This is a genomic window from Variovorax nitratireducens (genome assembly GCF_051216545.1).
In the GTDB taxonomy this organism is placed as follows: Bacteria; Pseudomonadota; Gammaproteobacteria; order Burkholderiales; family Burkholderiaceae_C; genus Variovorax.
In genome coordinates this window covers 98,472-117,328 of sequence record NZ_JBPJZO010000009.1, presented here as the reverse complement: position 1 = coordinate 117,328, position 18,857 = coordinate 98,472, and the positions used below count along the sequence as shown (strand labels likewise).

Annotated in this window: 21 protein-coding genes and 1 pseudogene; 14 read left to right on the top strand and 8 right to left on the bottom strand. The window is 61.4% G+C overall.

What is annotated here, in order from left to right; genetic code table 11:
• Nucleotides 1–22 precede the first annotated feature (22 nt).
• Nucleotides 23–280 carry an AbrB/MazE/SpoVT family DNA-binding domain-containing protein gene (locus tag ACSFA8_RS19910; RefSeq protein WP_435481207.1) on the top strand — a complete coding sequence of 86 codons (258 nt, stop codon included), beginning with the start codon at nt 23–25 and terminating at the stop codon, nt 278–280.
• A 3-nt stretch (nt 281–283) separates the two neighbouring features.
• Nucleotides 284–691 carry a PIN domain-containing protein gene (locus tag ACSFA8_RS19905; RefSeq protein ID WP_435481206.1) on the top strand — a complete coding sequence of 136 codons (408 nt, stop codon included), beginning with the start codon at nt 284–286 and terminating at the stop codon, nt 689–691.
• A 311-nt stretch (nt 692–1,002) separates the two neighbouring features.
• Here the strand turns inward: ACSFA8_RS19905 and ACSFA8_RS19900 are convergent, their stop codons facing one another.
• The 4 genes from ACSFA8_RS19900 to ACSFA8_RS19885 form a co-directional block, all read right to left on the bottom strand.
• Nucleotides 1,003–3,093: an MASE4 domain-containing protein gene (locus tag ACSFA8_RS19900; RefSeq protein ID WP_435481205.1), complete on the bottom strand. Its 2,091-nt coding sequence runs from the start codon at nt 3,091–3,093 to the stop codon at nt 1,003–1,005.
• A gap of 74 nt (nt 3,094–3,167) precedes the next feature.
• Nucleotides 3,168–3,692, bottom strand: a complete 525-nt coding sequence (locus ACSFA8_RS19895) for a sensor histidine kinase (RefSeq protein WP_435481204.1) — start codon at nt 3,690–3,692, stop codon at nt 3,168–3,170.
• Nucleotides 3,656–4,045, bottom strand: a complete 390-nt coding sequence (locus ACSFA8_RS19890; RefSeq protein ID WP_435481203.1) for a hypothetical protein — start codon at nt 4,043–4,045, stop codon at nt 3,656–3,658. The genes ACSFA8_RS19895 and ACSFA8_RS19890 overlap by 37 nt, the downstream gene beginning before the upstream one ends.
• 99 nt (nt 4,046–4,144) lie before the next feature.
• On the bottom strand, nt 4,145–4,621 hold the full coding sequence (locus ACSFA8_RS19885) for an MEDS domain-containing protein (protein WP_435481202.1): 477 nt from the start codon (nt 4,619–4,621) through the stop codon (nt 4,145–4,147).
• Between the two features lie 213 nt (nt 4,622–4,834).
• Here ACSFA8_RS19885 and ACSFA8_RS19880 point away from each other — a divergent pair, with 213 nt between their 5' ends.
• The 4 genes from ACSFA8_RS19880 to ACSFA8_RS19865 all read left to right on the top strand — a co-directional run bounded on the left by ACSFA8_RS19880 (nt 4,835) and on the right by ACSFA8_RS19865 (nt 7,216).
• Nucleotides 4,835–5,221 carry a response regulator gene (locus ACSFA8_RS19880; RefSeq protein ID WP_435481201.1) on the top strand — a complete coding sequence of 129 codons (387 nt, stop codon included), beginning with the start codon at nt 4,835–4,837 and terminating at the stop codon, nt 5,219–5,221.
• Nucleotides 5,222–5,274: 53 nt separating this feature from the next.
• Nucleotides 5,275–5,496 carry a response regulator transcription factor gene (locus ACSFA8_RS19875; RefSeq protein WP_435481200.1) on the top strand — a complete coding sequence of 74 codons (222 nt, stop codon included), beginning with the start codon at nt 5,275–5,277 and terminating at the stop codon, nt 5,494–5,496.
• A gap of 378 nt (nt 5,497–5,874) precedes the next feature.
• Nucleotides 5,875–6,567: a hypothetical protein gene (locus ACSFA8_RS19870; RefSeq protein WP_435481199.1), complete on the top strand. Its 693-nt coding sequence runs from the start codon at nt 5,875–5,877 to the stop codon at nt 6,565–6,567.
• A gap of 76 nt (nt 6,568–6,643) precedes the next feature.
• A complete protein-coding gene (locus tag ACSFA8_RS19865; protein ID WP_435481198.1) occupies nt 6,644–7,216 on the top strand; it encodes an RES family NAD+ phosphorylase in 573 nt (190 codons plus the stop codon).
• 265 nt (nt 7,217–7,481) lie between these two features.
• Here ACSFA8_RS19865 and ACSFA8_RS19860 read toward each other — a convergent pair whose 3' ends face one another.
• Nucleotides 7,482–9,314 carry a tannase/feruloyl esterase family alpha/beta hydrolase gene (locus ACSFA8_RS19860; RefSeq protein WP_435481197.1) on the bottom strand — a complete coding sequence of 611 codons (1,833 nt, stop codon included), beginning with the start codon at nt 9,312–9,314 and terminating at the stop codon, nt 7,482–7,484.
• Nucleotides 9,315–9,478: 164 nt separating this feature from the next.
• On the opposite strand from ACSFA8_RS19860, the gene ACSFA8_RS19855 reads away from it, so the two are divergent.
• Nucleotides 9,479–10,003, top strand: coding sequence for a MarR family winged helix-turn-helix transcriptional regulator (locus ACSFA8_RS19855; protein ID WP_435481196.1), 525 nt, complete (start codon nt 9,479–9,481; stop codon nt 10,001–10,003).
• Between the two features lie 10 nt (nt 10,004–10,013).
• Here ACSFA8_RS19855 and ACSFA8_RS19850 read toward each other — a convergent pair.
• The 3 genes and pseudogenes from ACSFA8_RS19850 to ACSFA8_RS19840 form a co-directional block, all read right to left on the bottom strand.
• Nucleotides 10,014–10,154, bottom strand: a pseudogene (locus ACSFA8_RS19850) (hypothetical protein); the annotation flags it as partial.
• A 35-nt stretch (nt 10,155–10,189) separates the two neighbouring features.
• Nucleotides 10,190–10,624, bottom strand: a complete 435-nt coding sequence (locus ACSFA8_RS19845) for a TA system VapC family ribonuclease toxin (RefSeq protein WP_435481195.1) — start codon at nt 10,622–10,624, stop codon at nt 10,190–10,192.
• Nucleotides 10,614–10,853 (bottom strand): DUF6364 family protein, encoded by a 240-nt coding sequence (locus ACSFA8_RS19840; protein ID WP_435481194.1) that lies wholly within the window; start codon nt 10,851–10,853, stop codon nt 10,614–10,616. Before ACSFA8_RS19840 ends, ACSFA8_RS19845 begins: the two co-directional genes overlap by 11 nt.
• A gap of 274 nt (nt 10,854–11,127) precedes the next feature.
• Between ACSFA8_RS19840 and ACSFA8_RS19835 the strand changes: the two genes are divergently transcribed.
• From ACSFA8_RS19835 to ACSFA8_RS19805, 7 genes are all read left to right on the top strand, one after another.
• The gene (locus ACSFA8_RS19835; RefSeq protein WP_435481193.1) at nt 11,128–11,406 is read left to right on the top strand and encodes a helix-turn-helix domain-containing protein; all 279 of its coding nucleotides are present in this window, start codon (nt 11,128–11,130) and stop codon (nt 11,404–11,406) included.
• Nucleotides 11,390–12,631 carry a type II toxin-antitoxin system HipA family toxin gene (locus ACSFA8_RS19830; RefSeq protein ID WP_435481192.1) on the top strand — a complete coding sequence of 414 codons (1,242 nt, stop codon included), beginning with the start codon at nt 11,390–11,392 and terminating at the stop codon, nt 12,629–12,631. Before ACSFA8_RS19835 ends, ACSFA8_RS19830 begins: the two co-directional genes overlap by 17 nt.
• 170 nt (nt 12,632–12,801) lie before the next feature.
• Nucleotides 12,802–13,176 carry a hypothetical protein gene (locus tag ACSFA8_RS19825; RefSeq protein WP_435481191.1) on the top strand — a complete coding sequence of 125 codons (375 nt, stop codon included), beginning with the start codon at nt 12,802–12,804 and terminating at the stop codon, nt 13,174–13,176.
• A gap of 169 nt (nt 13,177–13,345) precedes the next feature.
• Nucleotides 13,346–14,272, top strand: coding sequence for a non-homologous end joining protein Ku (ku, locus tag ACSFA8_RS19820; protein WP_435481190.1), 927 nt, complete (start codon nt 13,346–13,348; stop codon nt 14,270–14,272).
• Between the two features lie 50 nt (nt 14,273–14,322).
• The gene (ligD, locus tag ACSFA8_RS19815; protein WP_435481189.1) at nt 14,323–16,866 is read left to right on the top strand and encodes a DNA ligase D; all 2,544 of its coding nucleotides are present in this window, start codon (nt 14,323–14,325) and stop codon (nt 16,864–16,866) included.
• 109 nt (nt 16,867–16,975) lie between these two features.
• The gene (gene ku / locus ACSFA8_RS19810; protein ID WP_435481188.1) at nt 16,976–17,908 is read left to right on the top strand and encodes a non-homologous end joining protein Ku; all 933 of its coding nucleotides are present in this window, start codon (nt 16,976–16,978) and stop codon (nt 17,906–17,908) included.
• Nucleotides 17,905–18,741, top strand: a complete 837-nt coding sequence (locus ACSFA8_RS19805; protein WP_435481187.1) for a tetratricopeptide repeat protein — start codon at nt 17,905–17,907, stop codon at nt 18,739–18,741. The genes ku (ACSFA8_RS19810) and ACSFA8_RS19805 overlap by 4 nt, the downstream gene beginning before the upstream one ends.
• Nucleotides 18,742–18,857: the final 116 nt, after the last annotated feature.

Here is an 18,857-nt window from a genome sequence, read left to right as displayed (position 1 = left end):
TTACACGACGTAAGGAGTTTTGATGCCAGTTGCAACGCTAACCAGCAAGGGCCAGATCACCCTGCCCGCATCCGTGCGTTCCGCCCTTGGGTTGGAGGCTGGCGCAAAGGTGGATTTCGTTGCCGAGGGGGACGGGTTCAAGGTCGTTCCCGTCAGAAACAAGGTTTCATCTTTGAAGGGACGGTTCGCCGGTCGCGTTGGAAGGCCAGTCAGCCTCGAAGCGATGGACCGGGCCATTGGCGAAGCAGTCGCTGATCGCCAGCGCAGATCCGGGCGCTGAGCCGTGATTGGCCTGGATACCAATGTCCTTGTCCGGTATCTTGCACAGGACGACATTGCCCAAGCTGCTAGCGCTACTCGATTTATCGAGAAGCGGCTTAGCCAGCGCTCCCCTGGATTCATCAGCCTGGTGGTCTTAGTCGAGCTATGCTGGGTGCTGCAGAGCGTTTACGGCGCCACAACGGTCGAGCTCTCGGACACGGTGGCCGACTTGCTCGCCACGCCGCAGTTCAAGCTGCAGGCGCGCGAGGCAGTGCAGGACGCCGTTCAGGCCTTGCGGGCGGGAAAGTCGGGCAAGGCCGGTTTTGCAGATTTCCTGGTTGCGCAGATCGCGCTTCGCGAGGGGTGCAGCGCAGTGGTTAGCTTCGACCGTGCCGCGGTCCGCTATGCAGGCATGACGTTGGTCGAATAGACGAGTAACTGGCGCGCCCAGTTGAAGCGCCACCAAACTAACTACCCGCGGTCTGTGAGTCCATTGGAACTGCGCTGAGCGATGGGACATAACCGCTTCTCGTATAAAACACGTTTGTAGCGGCTGAATAGACATCATGGTCGCTCGTGCGTCGGAAGCAGCCCATCTCCAGTATCGTGAATGGACGGATTCCACGGACAGATCTATCCGGCCGTAGAGGGTTACATTGCTTTGTGCTAGAGCCGGTGAACTGGAAGCTGCCGCGAGCATCGCGCCAACCAAGGTCGCCTGATTTTTCATCCCGGTGGCGCTTACGATTCGGTATGGCGAGGAATGGAGAATGAGAATGTTGCCCCTTGATCGTCGTTGGGCTCCGCCCAGAGACGGCCGTGATGCTCCTCGATGATCGAGCGGCTGATGGACAAGCCGATGCCCATGCCGCCGGGCTTTGTCGAGTAGAACGCAGCGAACAGTTTCTCGCTACCCTCGAGATCCAGGCCAACGCCGACATCCCGAACGGCGAAGCGCACATGATTGTCATTATCCCGCTCGGTGCTGATCACCAAGCGCCGGGGGCGATCGTGAACCCCGGCCATTGCCTCCGACCCATTGCGAAGCAGGTTCAGGATGACTTGTTGTAGCTGGATGCGATCGCCTGAGACGGCCGGCAGGTCTTGGCCGAGTTCAAGCTGAAGGGTCACGCCGTTCTTTTCGAAGTCGCTCCAAGCCATCGTGACGACCTCTCGGGTTGCCTCGTTCAAACTTATCGGCTTCAGCATGATCTCCTGCCTGCTGAACAGCGCACGCAATCGTGTGATCACGTCAGCGGCGCGGTTGCCGTCACGAATGGCTCTTCGCGCCGTTTCGCGCGCGCCCTCGATGTCGGGGGGATCGGCAGCAAGCATCCGCAGGCCTGTGCTGGCGTTGGTGATGATGCCCGAGAGTGGCTGGTTAATCTCATGGGCGATCGTCGCCGATAGCTGCGCAATGCTCGCGATGCGGTTCGCGTCCGCCAACTGCCTCTCTATGTCGTGATATCGCTGATCGCTTTCCCGAGCGGCCTGCTCCGCACGCTTGCGATCCGTGAGATCGAGAACAAACGCCACCCCTTCCGTTGGCGTCCCATCGAACAGCGCCGCACCAATCAGCACGGGAACACGAACGCCGTCCTTCCTCACATACTCCGCCTCGAATGGAGGTGCGACGCCGGTGGCCAGCATGTTCGTCATGACCTGGTCATCGCCCGGATCCCACTCTGGCGGCATCAAGTCCTTCCAGCTCAGTTTCCCCGGCATCATGTCGTCGCTTCCGTACCCGACGATTCGTCCGAAGGCATCGTTGGCGCTGATGATGTGGCCGTCAAGATTCCAGGTGAAGATACCAATGATGTTCGAATTGAAAAGCCGTCGAACGCGCCCCTCGCGTTCTTGGAGCTCACGGTAGAGGCGGGCATTTTCCTGGCTGGCCGCTGTCTCCGACGCGAGCATCCGCGAGAGCTCCACGATGCGACGTTGACCGAGCACTACGGAGAGAAGCCTTGCGTAGAGCGCCGAGATCTCATACAGCAGGACGATAAGGACGATACTGCTTGACATCAAGCTAGTGACACGGACCGCATACCAGCCGGTGCTGAAGCGGGCCGGAGCCGGATAGAAATGCGGCGGAATCTCAATCAGGTACGTGCACAAGACGACCATCAACACCAGATCGAGAATTGACTGCCGTCGAACCCAAAGGACGGCGAGGGCAACCATGCATAGCAAGGCGATGGGTGCGCCGACCACGTAAGGCCAGTTCGGAACGAAGGTGCTCTGGTCAAGCATGATGCGCGGCAATCCTGGTCCGCCATCTATGGACAGCAATGCTGCCGCCATCGCACCAGTCACTGTCCAGAGAATGCTGCGTACGATTGCCGGACGTACCTTCTCCGTCGGCACATCAGAGCTTGCGCCAGCGTCCTTCGACAACGCATAACCGATCACAAACAGCGGGAACCCACAGTGCCACAACAGGTACAAGTGCGCCGAAGTTTGCAATCCCCCCACCAAACCGTTGGGTGCCAACACGCCCGGAAATGCGAGTACGTAGGGGACAATCAGGAGCGCGGTGAAGAGATACCCGCTCGCGATCACGAGAATCGCGCGCGATCGCAAAATAGAAAACTGAGCGAACAAGATGATCGCGGTGATCAAGTCGATCACAAACATCGCCGTCGTGTAAACGGCGACGAACGAGTGGATCGCGCCCAATTGCATGCCGCCGAACGGCCCGGTGACAAGGGCAAGAGCGACGCAAAGTGCGAGCACGATACCGAGCGCGAGTCGTTTCTGCGCCGGACTCGGCGGAAGACTAGAGAGGACGTAGTTCTGTCCTTCAGGTACAGCATCGCCTCGCTTCAGCATTTAGTTGACCCCTCCGGCTACAAGCGATAGCAATCCTACGCTGTCGTGCCAGGCATTGGTAAGCTCAATAGCTCTCATGGTGGACGTGATCTAGTGGACCAGCCCCACGACCCGCTTCTGGGGACGGGAACAGAGACCGAGAATGTGGCTCCCGGACCGTCTTGAATAGGTGTCGCCCAGATGCGGCCGCCATGGCGCTGGACGATCGTGCTACTGACGGAGAGACCGATGCCCATGCCTGTTTTTTTGGTGGTGTAGAAAGCCCTGAAGATCTTTTCCTCGTCTCCGGGCTGAAACCCGACGCCGACGTCCGTGACGCTCAAGTAAGCGTTGGCGTCCCCGTCGAGCCTCGTGCGGACTACCAGATGCTTTGGACGACCGACGACGTCGGCCATCGCCTCGATGGCGTTGAGGACCAGATTCAGGAAGACCTGCTGCAACTGGATGCGATCACCCCGCACGTTCGGAAGACGGGAGCCCAGATCGGTGCGCAGGAGGACTTGATTGCGCTGCAAGTCGCCGACCGACAGTGCAAGAACCTCACGCGTAGCCTCGTTAATGTTCACTGCATCGAACTCCGGATCCTTGTTCGCAAACATGGCGCGCAGACGAGTGATGACTTCGCATGCGAGACCTTCGTCATTTCCGAAAGCTCGGAGCGAATCTTTCCCAGCGCCTCCTCGGCCAGTGTCCGGGCAGTGGTGTCTTGCATCACCCCGACGAGCTCCTTGCCACCTTCGCGGTCGACACTGACATGGGCACTGGCCCGGATGTGTTTGACGGCAGCGTCAGACATCTGCAGCCGAATGTCGTATTCATGGTTCGCGACTCCGGTTCGGGCGAGCGCGATGCTCTCCACGAACCGCGGCCTATCCTCCGGATGCACGCGCCAGACGCCATCGTGCCGACGCATTCGCAATTCGACTTCGCCCTCTTCGCCTTCAGCTCGCATGCGAGTCCAGTGTTCATCGCGTCTTCGTCAGGATCGAATGCATTGGCCCATCCGACCCGTCGGGTTCTGTTCGCCAGGCTGCAACGGGAATTGCATCGATCATCCGTCGGTTGTCCTCCACGGCCGCGTCGAGCGCCGCGACGGTCTCGCGAAGCTTGGCCTCAATGCCAACCCGCTCTTCGATCGACAGATCACACGCGTTCTTGGGAAGCCCAAGTCCCTGCCCTGATTCCGTACTATTGCGAAGTTCGCCGAAGTCCGGTCCTGGTTGAAGGAGCCGTCTGGCAAGTAGGGCTGAATCCAGTCGATCACGACCAGCTGGCCACGAAACAACGGAATTTCGACCTCGATACCGGCCGCAGTGAGGCGTCCCAGATGTTCTTCGCGCTTCCCGGGCCCGATGACGTGAACGACGCGCTCTCCTGATCCCAAGCCCTCCCTGATGAAGGGCAGCAGCACCTCGTACTCTTCGTCTTCACTTTGAAAGAATCCACAAGCGTGCCCTGGGTCATCCAGCAGTTCTGGGTGGTAGCTATTGCGAGCAACTGGCGATGACGCGGAAATGGCGTTGAACACGACTGTTCTCCTATGAGGTGGGGTCATATTTCCCCACAAAGCGCTAGCAATGGCTAGAGAAAACAGGTGTACCAATACCAAGGTATCGTTGACCCATTTTTCCATTCGCGGCACTCTGAGGCCCGAGCACCAATGTTGGGAGAAGCAATGAAGACCGAGCTAGCGCGGCGTTTCGTGCTGAGGCCCTTCGGTGTTGGCTGATCGCGTGCAGCCATGAGTGATGCCGTTCCACAAGAGCGGGCATTCGTCTGCGTTGTCGACGACGACGAATCAGTCCGGGAGTCGTTGCCCGATCTGCTGAGGGAGCTTGGCTATGCGGCCGAAGCGTTCACTTCGGCCGGCGCTTTTCTCGCATCCGATTGCGTCGGTCGGACGCGATGCCTCATCCTCGACATCGCGATGCCCGGCATGACTGGGCCCGAGTTGCAGCGCGAACTGGCGCGGCGACATCAGGAGCTTCCAATCGTTTTCATCACGGCTCACAATGACGGGGCGATCCGTCCACGCCTAATCGCACAAGGCGCCGTGGAATGCCTGTTCAAGCCTTTCAGCGAGACCGCATTGATCGCAGCACTTGATGCAGCACTTGGCGCGCGATGAGCCAGTTGCCACCGACAAGAGCCCCTGAGGAGATTCACATGCATGCGAACAGAATGCAGCTCGACATTTCGAAGGTCTCGATCGCGTTCGATGCCATGCCCGTTGTGTTCGCGGTCGACGATGACGTTTCGGTCCGCGAGTCGCTGGAACTGCTGATCCAAAACGCCGGATGGCAACCGGAGACGTTCGCCTCGGCAGCGCAATTTCTGGCGCGCGCGCGATCCGGGGTACCTAGTTGCCTCGTGCTCGACGCTCGGAAAAAATCTACTACTTGAGATAGGTGTTGTTCTGAAGTGGCACGTGCCGGAGGTAGCCTCACAACCTACCGTGTTCCCGCGTCGCTGACTACGGTGGTGGTTCGCCAGAAGCTACGCATCGCTTTTGACCTCTCGTCTCGTTCGGTGCTGAGGTACATCGACGTCGTCCCCACCGACACATGCCCTAGGTTGTTCTGCACTTCTCCGCCGGGGCGCGAAAACGGCCGGCGCTGCCATCCAGTTCGGTCAAAGCCGATCTCGCACTCATCGATCGAGTAGACAACCGTGAACCAGCAAGGCCTGCTTCAGGGGTGGCTGGTTGCAGGAAGTCGGGCAGCAGGAAGCTTGCATTACTCGCTGCTTGCATGTGAGATTCGAGAGAAGTAAAATAGCCTCATGATTCTCACATCCATGTTGATCAAGCACCCGCTTCGCAGGAGCCTCTCCGACATCCCGCGCGCGGGCTCTGCAGGGGCGCCCGCCGGAGACGTCGCAGCCATCGCATCGATGGTGGACAGTGTGCGCCTTGCGACGAGTCTCATCATGCGGGAGGTTTCTCGGGTGGAGGAAACCGGCGGCGCCGCCGCCCAGGACGATGCGCTCCTGATGCGCGTGCGCATGGCAATCGCCAAGGTGGAGCAGGAGTCCCTGCAAGATCTCGCGGACGCCTTTGAACCGCGTCGCCCGGCAGCCACCCGCGCCGACCTCGAGATGCGGGCGCTGGAGGCGATCATGAACGGGGCCGAATGGCTCTCGGCTGCGGAAATCGGCCGAAAGCTCGACCCGGATGCGGCCAACCCGCACGCGGCAGTGAGTCGCTGGCTCCAGAACAAACAGGTCTTCGCCATCGACCACCGAGGCAAGAAGATGTACCCCGGCTACCTCTTCGGAGAAACTTGGCGACCCATCCCCGAGGTCAAGAAGGTGCTGTCGATCCTGGCCGACTACTCGCCATTCCGACTTGCATCATGGTTCGAGTCCACCAACGCCACCCTCCAGGGCAAGCGCCCGCGCGAGCTGTTGAAACGCAACGCAAAAGTCGTGATCGAGGCTGCAGAGCGGCACTTGGTGGGCGCGGTGCATGGCTAGTCCGGCAGCACCTCGTCTACCCCCTCCCGACCACCCCTTCCGTCTCCTGCCTCACAAGGAGCGGGTGTGGTTTCGGGTGCACAAATTCGATGCGACCACCGGCGAGTACGCGGCGACCGCTTTCAATGACTCGGGGCGCGGCTGGGCGCGTTTCAGCCCTTTGACCGACCCCCTGACGGGGCTGCCCATTCCCACGATCTACGCTGCCAGCAATGAGAACGCGGCGATTGCAGAGATCGTCTTGCACAACGTTCCCACGCCGTCGACCGGCTATCTGCACGACCTCGAGGCCAACTACGCGGCGCATCTGCATTTGAGCCGCATTCGTACGCCAGAGCTCAAGCTCGTGAATCTGACGGCCACTGGTCTCAGGGCGGCCGGACTCACCTTCTCGGATCTCTTCGCCGGTGAGGAGGGCGACTACGGCCGTACGCGGACCTGGGCCCAGTGGATCTGGAGTTCGATGCCGGATGCACAGGGCCTGCACTGGATGTCGAAGCGCGACAACCGTGCCGAAGTGATCGTGCTCTTCGGCGACCGCATTCCCGCAGGAATCACCGATGAGAGTGACTCTCGGCCGCTCAAGGCCTATGAGCAGCAGATCATCGACCTGCTCGACGAGATGGGCGCGGGCGTGGCTCTGAAATAGCGCAGGCGCCGTCGAGGCAGGAAGCAAGGCTTGGCAAGCAGCAGCAGAAGATCCTTGCGAATGAGTTCCGAAGGTACTCGCTCGTATTCCCATAGAGTCCGGAGCGAACCCGTTGCTCGACGTAACTGCGCAGCGACTCTGGGAATGCGAAGCTCATGGTGGTGGTACTCATGGATGTATTTGTGGAACGACTATCTCATTCGGAGAGTGGAAGTTTCTGCGCTGGGCTTCCTCTCGGACTTCAGCGAGCCGCCGCGCGATCACGTCACTGACACGCAAAACTCTCCGCCAACTCGAGGCTGCCCGTCCCCGTGTAGCGGGCGACTTTCGGATAGGAGCAAAGAGGCCGCGCGCGAGTGGCGGACCAGGCTGATGGCACCTCGGGGTTGACACCACCGGCGTTCCCCGGCCCTCTTGCGCTCGCGATGACCGAGTCTGGCGCGGCTCCCTGTTCGACCCACTTGACCAGCGCGCTCAGCATGTCGAACTGGTCTGTCGACGGCCCGTTGCCGCAATGGTTCATACCCGGCACACCGTACAGCCTGGCGAAGTTGGATGCATCCCCCCCATTCGCCGCGGTCAGGTTTCTGTACCAGGTGACGGAGTCGTCGTACGAGAAGACGGGGTCGCTTACGCCGTGCCAGACCATGACCTTGGCGCCGCGATTCTTGAGCTTCGACAAGTCCGACGGGTTGGGAGGCGTCATGAAATCCATTGCGGATACGGTGAAGGTTGCGTTGGTCGCGGTGATGGATGCCGTGAGCGCATCGATCGAAGCGGTCAGCGCATCGACAGGCGGCCCCGGGGGCACGCCAAACACGGATCCCACGGCCAACGGATCAAGCACCTGCGACAGGACGAATTCCCATCCCGCCCAGTCGGAGCCTGCCATGCCCGGGTCGAACGGGAAGGTGTTGTAGATCGCTGCGCCGGTCGACGTCTTGGCGCCGGCGAAGATGTCGCCCACCACCTGCTTTTGCAGTGCTGTCAGGCAGGTCCCGTCGCGCGAGCCGGTGCAGGTGGGAACGTCGTCATTCAAGCTGAACACTGCTTGACACTTGGCGGTGTCCGACACGATACCGTCGGTGGCCAGGTCGAGCGCATCGCATTTCGCCAGGATCTTGTTGGCAACGGTCGTGCGTTCCGCTGTGGTGAAGGCCGTGGACAGATCCGGAATCGGGAAGCCACCGAGAAACGGGGGCGCCGTTGTCATCGCGCCCGGTGTCGCCGCCTTCGCGTACTGTTGGGTACCCCAGATCTGGGATACCGCCGCCTTGGGCAGGTTGTAGCCCGGCGCGCCCGCCAGGAAACCGTCGTACTCCTCCGCCAGACGGGAGGTGGCGACGAGCGTATGGCGCCCCCCGTTGGAGCATCCGCCGAAATAGGAACGATCCGGCTGCCTTCCGTAAGCGGACTTGACAAGCGCCTTGGCCATTGGCGTGATCTTCTGCGCGGCTTGGTAGCCGTAGTCGAGCCGAGCTTGCGGTTCGAAGCCAAAGGTTGCCGACTGCGCTCCCGTATGCCCGGCATCGGAGCTAACTACGGCAAACCCCTGCAGGAGCGGGTTGGTCAGGGGCCCTCCACCGGTGCCAGCACCGTCCGCAGTGACCACCGTGCCGTCCAAGCCCCCGTTGCCCTGGTAGTAGAAGCGCCCGTTCCAGGCCTGCGGCAGCCTCATTTCGAAACCGATGGCATAGGTCTGACCATCGCTTCCGGTTCGGCTGTACATCTTGCCGGTGACAAGGCAATGTGCGGCCACCGAGCTGCCCCCGACACTGAGCGCGCCGGCGGCGATATCAACAGCCGTGTCGATCGTGGTGTTGGGCGCGGAGAACGTGCTGGCAAGAGTGGTGCAGACGCCCAGTGTGCCGGGTTGTGCAGCGGAGAGCTGCGGAATGACTGGCGTGACTGGTGTGACTGATGTGACTGGTGTGACCGGCGGGGCGGGCGCAGCTGGAGCTGGAGCTGGAGCTGGGGTAGCTGGAGTGGCTGCAATGGGCGGAATGAAGCCGCCCCCTCCTCCACCGCCACCGCCACAAGCCATCAGCCCAATCAGCGTTGTCAGGCCGACGCCAGCGGCCGTTATCCCAGTGCGCATTTGCTTGTCTCCTGTGGGTGAGTCGCGGGCGCCAGAACAACCGTCCGCGGCGAGATTTAACTCCACGCTGGAATTACTTTGCGTCAGTGTTTTCCATGGGCTGCTTACATTTTGATTCCATTGTGGAGATACATCGCGTCTTGTCGAGTACCTCTGGGAAGCCCGTGACAGTGACCGACAATGCGCGGATGGCTCACAAACACGCTCGACCTGACACCACTCCCCGTGGCAACTTGTCCGAGGCTCAGCTGAAATCAGTCATCGGCTACCAGCTTGCCCAGGCGTCGGTGGCAACAAGCCGCATCTACGATGCCGCCGTCGGCCGAAAGACCGGTCTGCATCGCTTGGAGTACACGATCTTGATGCTGGTGCGCGAGAACACCGGCTGCACTGCGTCGAGTCTGGCAAAGGCCCTCGACATATCCACGCCGAACATGGCACTGTGGCTCGATCGGGTTACCGGCAAAGGTTTGGTGGACCGCATACCGAGTGCGACAGATCGTCGGTCGAACCACCTGCGCCTGACCCCTCATGGCGAGCAGATCGTCGTTAGCGCGACACTGGCGATCCTGAAGACCGAAGAGGCAATGCTGTCTCGACTCAGCTTCGGTGAGCGTGCCCTGTTGGCTGAACTTCTGCACAAGGTCGCGGGCTGCCGCGACACGATAGACGCAGCCCACCCCGATTGAACATTCGCCTGTGGATCTTGCGCGCATGCGGGCAGAACTCGTCGAGCTTGCCAGTCACGCGGTCGTCGAAGCGGGCGCCGGTGCACACCACCAGGTCGGCCTCGTGCATGGCCAGGTTGGCTTCGAGAGCGCCGTGCATGCCGAGCATGCCGTGGCTTTTTGCAGTGAAAACCGTGCGCGCCCCTGCTACGCCGCGAGCCGCGTGAACTGCGCTCTCGATAGCAGCCGTTTGAAGTCGCCGTCGAACGTGACCAAATGCTCGCCTTGATGGATGACTGCAGCAGCCAACCAGGCGTCCGGTAAGTCATTCGCACCCAGCACCTTGTCAGCGCACAGTTTGCGGAACGCGGGCCATTCGGCGCCGAGCGCGGGTTGCTCCACACCCGGCGCAGCCAACAGCACGTCCAAGAAGCGCAAGGCTTCAGTCGTCGGCGTCGGGTTAACGAATATCTTTGGATGCGTCACTAGCCGAAGGAAGCTTGCCAGCACCATAGGCTGCAGCTTCAGCAGCTTCCCTTGGGTTGCACTGGCGAGGGCGTTTTCCAGCCAGGCGCGAGCCACGACATGGTGCGGATGATCGCTGCGCGATGCAGCGACCAGCACGTTAACGTCAGGCGTCACTGTCGGCGATATCCAGCATTGCCTTGTTGCTCAATCCGTCGAGCCCCTGGGTCAAACCGCCCTTGCCTCGGTAGATGGGAAGGCGCACGGATTTCTTTTCAAACGGGCGCGAGCGCAGGCGCAGTTGGAGGCCTTCTTCGATCAGGCGCGTCAGACTCGTACGCTGCTGCACTGCCAGCGCTTTGGCTTGGGTTAACAACGAGTCGTTGAGGTTGAGCGTGGTCTTCATGGGGTAGCCTGATCTCGGCGTGCGAGTACAGATTTCTGTATTGTAGTGCCGGCTCTGGGACAACGCGAATCCCCCCATCCAAATGGGTGACTGGCAAGAATGCTTACGTTAAATAACTATTCCTCAGACCTTGAGCGGCCCACACTCCATCAGATCTCAATGATCTGATTCAAAGCTTCGTAAGCTGCGTCGCTGAGAAATATCGGCTGATACTCTGCTTTGATAATGTCCTTTATAGTGGACATTTCGAATTAATTCTCCATAATTGTGGCGTATGAAGGACATAATTCGCCTCCCCCAGGAGCTGGGAAATGCCATCAAGCTTGAGCGCAAGGCCCGCAAGCTCAAAGCCACGGACATCGCGAATCGCTCGGGTCGAGCCCGCAATGTGCTTTATCGACTGGAGCGCGGAGAGGATGTCACGGTGGGTTCGTTGCTCGACATCCTGCGCGCAATGGGTCTGACCATTCGCCTTGAGCGTTTGGGGATGCCGTCTCTGGAGGACGTGCAGCGTCGCTTCGCGCAGGACGATGAGGATGACGATGCTGCCTGAGAAGATCCGGCAGATCGACGTCGCGATCGGCGGCGCGCCCGCGGGTCAACTCCTCAGGCATTCGGTGTACGAGTTCCGCTACGCCGACACGGAGACGAGACAGCCCGCTGTCGCCCTCCTCATGCCGCCCAGCCGGCCGACCTACCAGGACGGTGATCTGTTCGCAGTGATGGATCAAAACCTTCCCGAGGGCGACCTCTATCTGCGATTGCGCGCGATGTTCCCGAAGCAGCAGCTCACGCCCATGCACCTGCTGGCCCTGGTGGGATCGAACGGCATCGGACGCCTGGGTTTCAGGATGCCAAATGAACCGCCCGCGGCTGCGCCCGTGCCTCTAGACCGCCAGACCTTGCTCGAAACACGGTACTCGCCGCGTGTCTTCGACGAGCTGGTTCGCGCCTACCTCAGCACCGGGGCAGGTATTGCCGGTATGCAGCCCAAGATCATGGTGCCGGATCGGCCCACCATTCATATCCCGACCCTCATCGTCAAGGCCGCCTCTCCGGCCTTTCCAGGCCTGGCGGCCAACGAGTTCCTCTGCCTGAGCGCGGCGCGCGCCGCGGGCATCCTGACGCCGACGTTCGATCTCTCTCACGATGGTCAGATGCTGCTCGTCGACCGCTTCGACATCGAGCAGGACGGCACCCGGCTCGGCTTCGAAGATGTTGCCGCGCTGATGGGTCTTCGGGTGCGCGACATCCAGTCGGATCGCAAGTACCACGGCAGCTACCAGCGCGTGGCCGAGCTTCTTCGGTACATCCAGCTTCCAAGCGAAAACCTGGCTCGCTTCTTCGAGCAAGTGGCCTTCAGCATCATGGTTCGCAACGGCGATGGGCACCTGAAGAATTTCGGCGTGCTCTACCACTCCGAAGCAGACTGCCGCCTGGCACCGATGTTCGATGTCGTGACGACAGCGGTCTATCGCTACACACGCTACGAGGGCGGGCCGGAGCTGGAAGACAGGACTCTGGCCCTCAAGCTGTTTGCCGGGAAGCATCAGACCAAGGTGTACCCCACCATCGACGAGTTGCTTCAATTCGGGAGCAGGGTTTGCGGCGTGGCCAAACCGGCCGAAGTCCTGCAACGCATCGCCGATGCGATGGCCAGGACCCTCGTCGTAGCGGCCGCAGACGAGCGGATACCGCCAGAACTGCTGAGCTCAATGAGCGAAGTTTGGAAAAACGGGATGACCTATGCGGGCAGTTCGAAGATGAACTCGCACTAGCGCTGGCGATGGTAGTTCGACCGGGTTCAAACGCTCGATTTCTGCGCTCAGGAGCGTGTCCATTTCCCGAGGTGATCCTCCCATTGGCTCCATGCCGATGGCACGAACGCGTTCGACAAAGGCATGATCCGCCAAGACTTCGTTGATGACGCATCCAAGGAGAAGTGAGCATGAGCATGAAGGCGCAAGACGTCCTGCGGCGGATCTCGGTGCATGTCGAAGAGCCGCACACTGGCGCGTTCGAATGGGTGCTCAGCGAAGCCGACGCCACCGATGCCGATGCCGATCAATGGCGCGTCCTGAAGCGCGCTCGCAACGCCGCCAAGACCTACAAGGACTCGATGGCCGACGGCCTGGTCGCGCTTCAATCCTTGATTGACGACCTGGACACCGGCCCGCGATCGCCGGGTGTCCTCGAACCTGAGCCGGGCCGTCGCCAAGCCCGCAAGCGCCCTGCCCGATCCACTCGATCGAAGCATCGGGAACAGGAGGCGCCCGCGAAGGCAACCGGGCGGACTGCGTTCGGATTTGGCGTGCTGGAATAAAGCGCCGCCCTGCCCCCGAAAACTCACGAGTCGTGGGACGCGCGATGTACGGCCTGTCCTCCCGACGGCACCGGTCGTGTCCCACAACGCCGTGCGCCGGTCGACAGGATGCTGGCGCCGCCAGCCATGCTGGCGTCTATTTTTTCGGTGCAGCGTCAAGGAAATGCCCATGGCCACAAGCAGCAGAACCCTCTGGAAAGGCGCAATCACTTTCGGGCTGGTTCACATTCCGGTCGGCCTGCACACGGCGAGCATCGAGCAAGGCGTGGACTTCGACTGGCTCGACAAGCGCAGCATGGATCCCGTGGGCTACAAGCGCATCAACAAGAAGACTGGCAAGGAGATCGACAAGGACAACATCGTCAAGGGCTTCGAGTACGAGGATGGCAAGTACGTCGTGATCTCGCCCGACGAGATTGCAGCTGCGTATCCCCGCACGAGCCAGACCATCGAGATCCAGCGCTTCATCGACGCCAACGAAATTCCTTTCGTGTACCTGGAGCGTCCCTACTACGTTGCGCCGATCAACAAGGGGCAGAAGGTCTATGCGCTCCTGCGCGAAGTCTTGATCAAGTCCGGCAAGGTCGGCCTTGCCAAGGTGGTCATTGCGACCAAACAGCACCTCGCTGTACTGGTACCGTCGGGCAAGGCGTTGGTGCTCAACCTCCTGCGGTGGGGCGACGAAGTGAAAACGCTGGAAGGCCTCGATCTGCCTGCGGCCGGTGTCAAAGGTGCCAACGTGACCGCGGCGGAAATGAAGATGGCGGAACAACTGGTCGGCGACATGTCGGGCCGATGGGATCCTGAAGACTTCAAGGACGAATTCAAGCACGCGGTGATGAAGATCGTTCAGAAGAAGGTGAAGGCAGGCGATACGGAAACAGTCATCCAGCCGGCGGAAGAGGCGCCCGAGGAAAGCTCGAATGTGATTGACCTGACCGAGCTGCTCCAGCGCAGCCTGAAGGGCGGCAAGACCACGAAGGCCGACGCCCCCGCGAGCAAGAAGCCCAGTGCCAAGCCCGCGGCCAAGTCCGCCGGCGCGGCCCGCAAGACGGCTTCGAAGAAGACGAGCGCCAGCGCTAGGAAGGCTGCGTAGAAGGCCGCCGATCCCCCGCCCGCTGCCGCGTTTGGAGGAAGGAGGAACCGATGGCCAAAGGCGACGCGCTTTCGACGTACAAGGCCAAACGAAACTTTGCCGTGACGGCAGAGCCGGCCGAAGGCGGCCAGCCGAGCCCGCACGCGCTCACGTTCGTCGTGCAGAAGCACGCGGCTTCACGGTTGCACTACGACTTCCGGCTCGAGCTCGATGGGGTGATGGTCTCCTGGGCGGTGCCCAAGGGGCCCAGCTTCGATCCGAAGGAAAAGCGCATGGCCATCCACGTGGAAGACCACCCCATCTCCTATTCCTCCTTCGAGGGCACGATCCCACCGAAGCAGTACGGCGCAGGCACCGTGATCGTCTGGGACGACGGCACCTGGGAGCCAGTGGGGGACCCGCGCGCGGGGCTGGCGGCGGGCAAGCTGGTGTTCCAGTTGCACGGCCAGAAGCTCGAGGGCCTCTGGGAGCTGGTCAAGATTGCCAAGGGCGGCGAGCGGCAGGAGCCCTGGATCCTGTTCAAGAAGAAGGATCAGCATGCGCGCGCGCACGCCGACTACGACGTGGTGACGGCCCTTCCGGACAGCGTGATCGCCAAGCCCCTCAAGAGGCCGGGTCCCCGCGCGGCCGACCCTGTGCCGACCCCCGAACGCGCGAATGCGTCCAGGCGCCTCGAGGGTGCGCGCAAGACGGCGCTGCCGGCCGAGATCAAGCCGCAGCTCGCGACCCTGGCCGCGGGCGTTCCTACCGTGGGCGAATGGCTTTATGAAATCAAGTTCGACGGCTATCGCCTGATGGCCAGACTCGACAAGGGCAGCGTCGCGCTGATGACGCGTGGCGGCCACGACTGGGCAGCCAAGATGCCCTCGCTGGTGGGTGAGCTCGGCGACCTGGGACTTCGCGCTTCGTTTCTGGACGGGGAAATTGTCGTGTTGGGCCCCAGTGGCGCGCCGGACTTCAATGCGTTGCAAAACGCCTTCGACCGCCGCCAGGGTGCCGAACGCATCGTCTTCTTCGTGTTCGATGCGCCCTTTTTCGAAGGCCATGACCTGAGGCAAGTGCCGCTGCGGGAACGCCGGCAACTGCTCAAGGACTTTTTCGCGGAGAAGGCCACGGAGCATGTGAGGTTCAGCGCCGACTTCGATGCCGATCCGATCTCCCTCCTGCGATCCGCATGCCAGATGCAGATGGAAGGCGTGATCGCCAAGCGCGCCGACGCGCCCTACGTCTCCCGACGCAGCGAGACGTGGCTGAAGCTCAAATGCCAATTGCGCCAGGAATTCGTCATCTGTGGGTACACCGACCGAATCGACGAGACCAACCAAGTCGGCAGCCTGTTGTTCGGCATTCACGATTTCTCCGGGAAATTGGTTTCGGCAGGCAGCGTCGGTACGGGTTGGAGCGCAGAGGAAGCCCGCGAGATCAAGCAGAAGCTGTTGCCGCTCGCGGCCGCCAATTCGCCTTTCGAGAAAGGCGAGTCGAAGCCTGGACGGTGGTCGAAGCGCAAGGCGGGCAGCGAGCGTTGGGTGACGCCGCAGCTCCTGGCAGAGGTGAGCTTTGCGGAATGGACGCCGGACGACCACATCCGTCATGCCTCCTTCATCGGGCTGCGCGACGACAAGCCTGCAAAGGTCATCGTGCGCGAGCGGCCCAAGGCCGTTGGCGGGCCGGCGGCCGCAACCCAAAAGAAGACCGGCACATCCCTGTCCGGCGCGTCGATCAAGGTCAGCCATGGCGAAAGGGTGATCGACGCGACCACCGGCATCACAAAGCTGGATCTGGTGCGCTATTACGATGCCGTCGCCGAATTCATCCTGCCGCACTTGAAGGGCCGCCCCTGCTCCCTGGTGCGCGGCCCGACTGGCGTGACGGGTGAGCTTTTTTTCCAGAAGCACGGCGAGAAGATCGGCATCCCGGGTATCACCGAACTGCCCGAAGGCCTGTGGCCGGGCCACGCTGCCTTGCTGGAGATCGGCAACGCCAAGGCGCTCGCCGGTGCGGCCCAGATGAACGTGATCGAGTTTCACACCTGGAATTCGTCGGTCCGAAACATCGGCAAGCCGGACCGGATGATCTTCGACCTCGACCCTGGCGAAGGCACCAGCTGGGCGCACATCCAGGAAGCGGCCACCCTGGTGCGCGCGATGCTCGAAGCCATCGGGCTCGCGGCGTGGCTGAAAACCAGTGGGGGCAAGGGCCTGCACGTCGTGGTTCCGCTGGCGCCACGGTACGACTACGACACCGTCAAGGGCTTCTCTCAGGCCATCGTGCAGCATTTGGCCAGGACGATTCCTGCGCGCTTCGTGGCCAAGAGCGGGCCAGGCAATCGGGTGGGGAAACTGTTCGTCGACTATTTGCGCAACGGCCACGGCGCGACGACCGCCGCGGCCTTCGCTGCGCGAGCGAGGCCGGGGCTGGGCGTTTCGATGCCGATCGCCTGGGACAACCTTGCCTCGATCAAAAGTGGATCGCAATGGAACGTGCGCACCGCACGCGAGCACCTGTCCTTCCAAACGGTGGATCCATGGGCTGACTACTGGAAGACCCGCCAACCGCTGGCGCAGGCCATGAAGCGCCTCGGGTACAAAAGGTGACGTTTCTGGCCGGCGCGCTTCACGCGGCGGAGCGTAAAAGGAGCCATCCGCCTCTTTTCGAAGGCCAGAAAAAATGGCATGTTGATCTCCCCCTGACAAAGGAGCAGCCATGGCCACCGCACGTTCGATTGCTTCCCTGACGCTCGGCTTCGGTCTGGTGTCGATACCGGTTCGCCTGTACACAGCCACCGAAAGCGCGGCTTCGGTTCACTTCAATCTTTTGTCCAAAGAGGGGACGCGAGTGAAGCAACAGTACGTCTCTGCCGTCGATCCGAAGCAGATCGTCCCGCGCGCGGAAATGGTCAAGGGCTATGAGTTCGAGGCGGATCGGTTCGTCATCTTCCAGCCGGAAGAACTCAAGGCGCTCGAGGAAGGCGCAAGCCACCTGATCGATATTGTCGCGTTCATCCCGGCTGACGCGGTGGATCCGATCTACTACGACAAACCCTACTTCCTTGCGCCCGACAAGCGCGGCGGCAAGCCGTACAACCTGCTGAAAAAGGCGATGCTGGCGAGCGGCCGGTGCGCGCTGGCAAAGTGGGCTTGGAGGGCAAAACAGTACGTGGTTCAGGTGCGCGCCCAGGAGGGTGGGCTGATCCTGCAGCAGCTGTTGTATGCGGAAGAGGTTCGCTCCATCGAAGATCTCGACATCGAACAACTCGAACCTTCGGCTGCCGAGTTGAAACTGGCGCTGCAGTTGATCGAGCAGATTTCCCAGGATACCTATGACCCGTCGATGTTCGAGGACGAGGAGAGGAAGCGCATCCTCGCTGCCATCGACGCGAAGATCGCGGGCGAGGAAATCATCGCGACGGAACACCCCGAGGACAGCGGCTCCTCGGGCCAGGTCATCGACTTGACACAGATGCTGATGGCCAGTTTGGAAAAGCGATCCACTGGCGCACAGAAGCCACGCACCGCGCAGCCCAAGGACACCCTGGTCGTGACGCCGATCCGCACACCGCCGGCCAAGGCGAAACGCGCGCCGAAGCCCGTGCCCGATGCCGCGGTGCCAGCGCCTCGCGCGAGAATGAAAAAGTGAGATCGCAAGTCGATTCGCCGCGGTCATTGCGAGGGATCCTGGAGACGCTCGGACTTTCTCGTCATGCGGTTCTCAAGCTCATCGAGCTCGGGTTCGTAAGACCGGTGAAGGAGGACGGCAAGGCTTGGACGTTCTCGTTTCAGGACGTGGTACTCCTTCGATCGGCGCATGAGTTGCGCGCGGCGCGCATCCCTACCCGTCAAATCCTCAAGGCACTGCGTCAGCTCAAAGCGACCCTGCCTGTGGAACAGCCGTTGCAAGGAATGCGGATCACGGCCCAGGGCGATCGCGTGACAGTGCGGTTTGGTGACGCGCACTGGGAACCCCAGAGCGGCCAATTCGTCCTGGATCTCCAGATTGCCTCGGGCGGCAGCCCGATGCGATTTTTCCCGGGCGCGGTCGATGTCGGCGCCGTTGCCGCCGCACTCGACGGCCGTTTTGCCGAGGCCGAAGCCTTGGAGGAAATCCAGCCAGAGGCCGCCGAGGCGCTTTATCGACAGATCCTCGTGGAGGATCCCGCGCACGCAAGTGCCTACCTCAATCTCGGCTTCATGCTGTGCGAATCTGGTCGCTTTGAGTCCGCGGCGGCGCTTTATGAAAACGGATTGCGCTTTTGCCCAGACGATCCGCTCATGCATTTCAATCGGGCCGTCGCATTGGAGGGAATCCGCGACGTGGACGCAGCCTTGGCCAGCTATGAGGAAGCGCTGCGGCTGCAGCCTGACCTTCTCGATGCGCATCGAAACGCCGCGCTGCTGTACGCGGATTCTGGAAAGCCGCAAATGGCCATACGGCATTTCAGCGCGTTCAAAAGGTTGACCGCGGCGCCATAGCGTGCGATGGCTACGTGACGCCATGGAGGAGCAAGCAAAACCGGGCGCTCGCGAGCGTCAAAGCTGACAACGCCGACTGTCGTCCAACGCGCCTCCATGAATCTTCTCAAGTACCT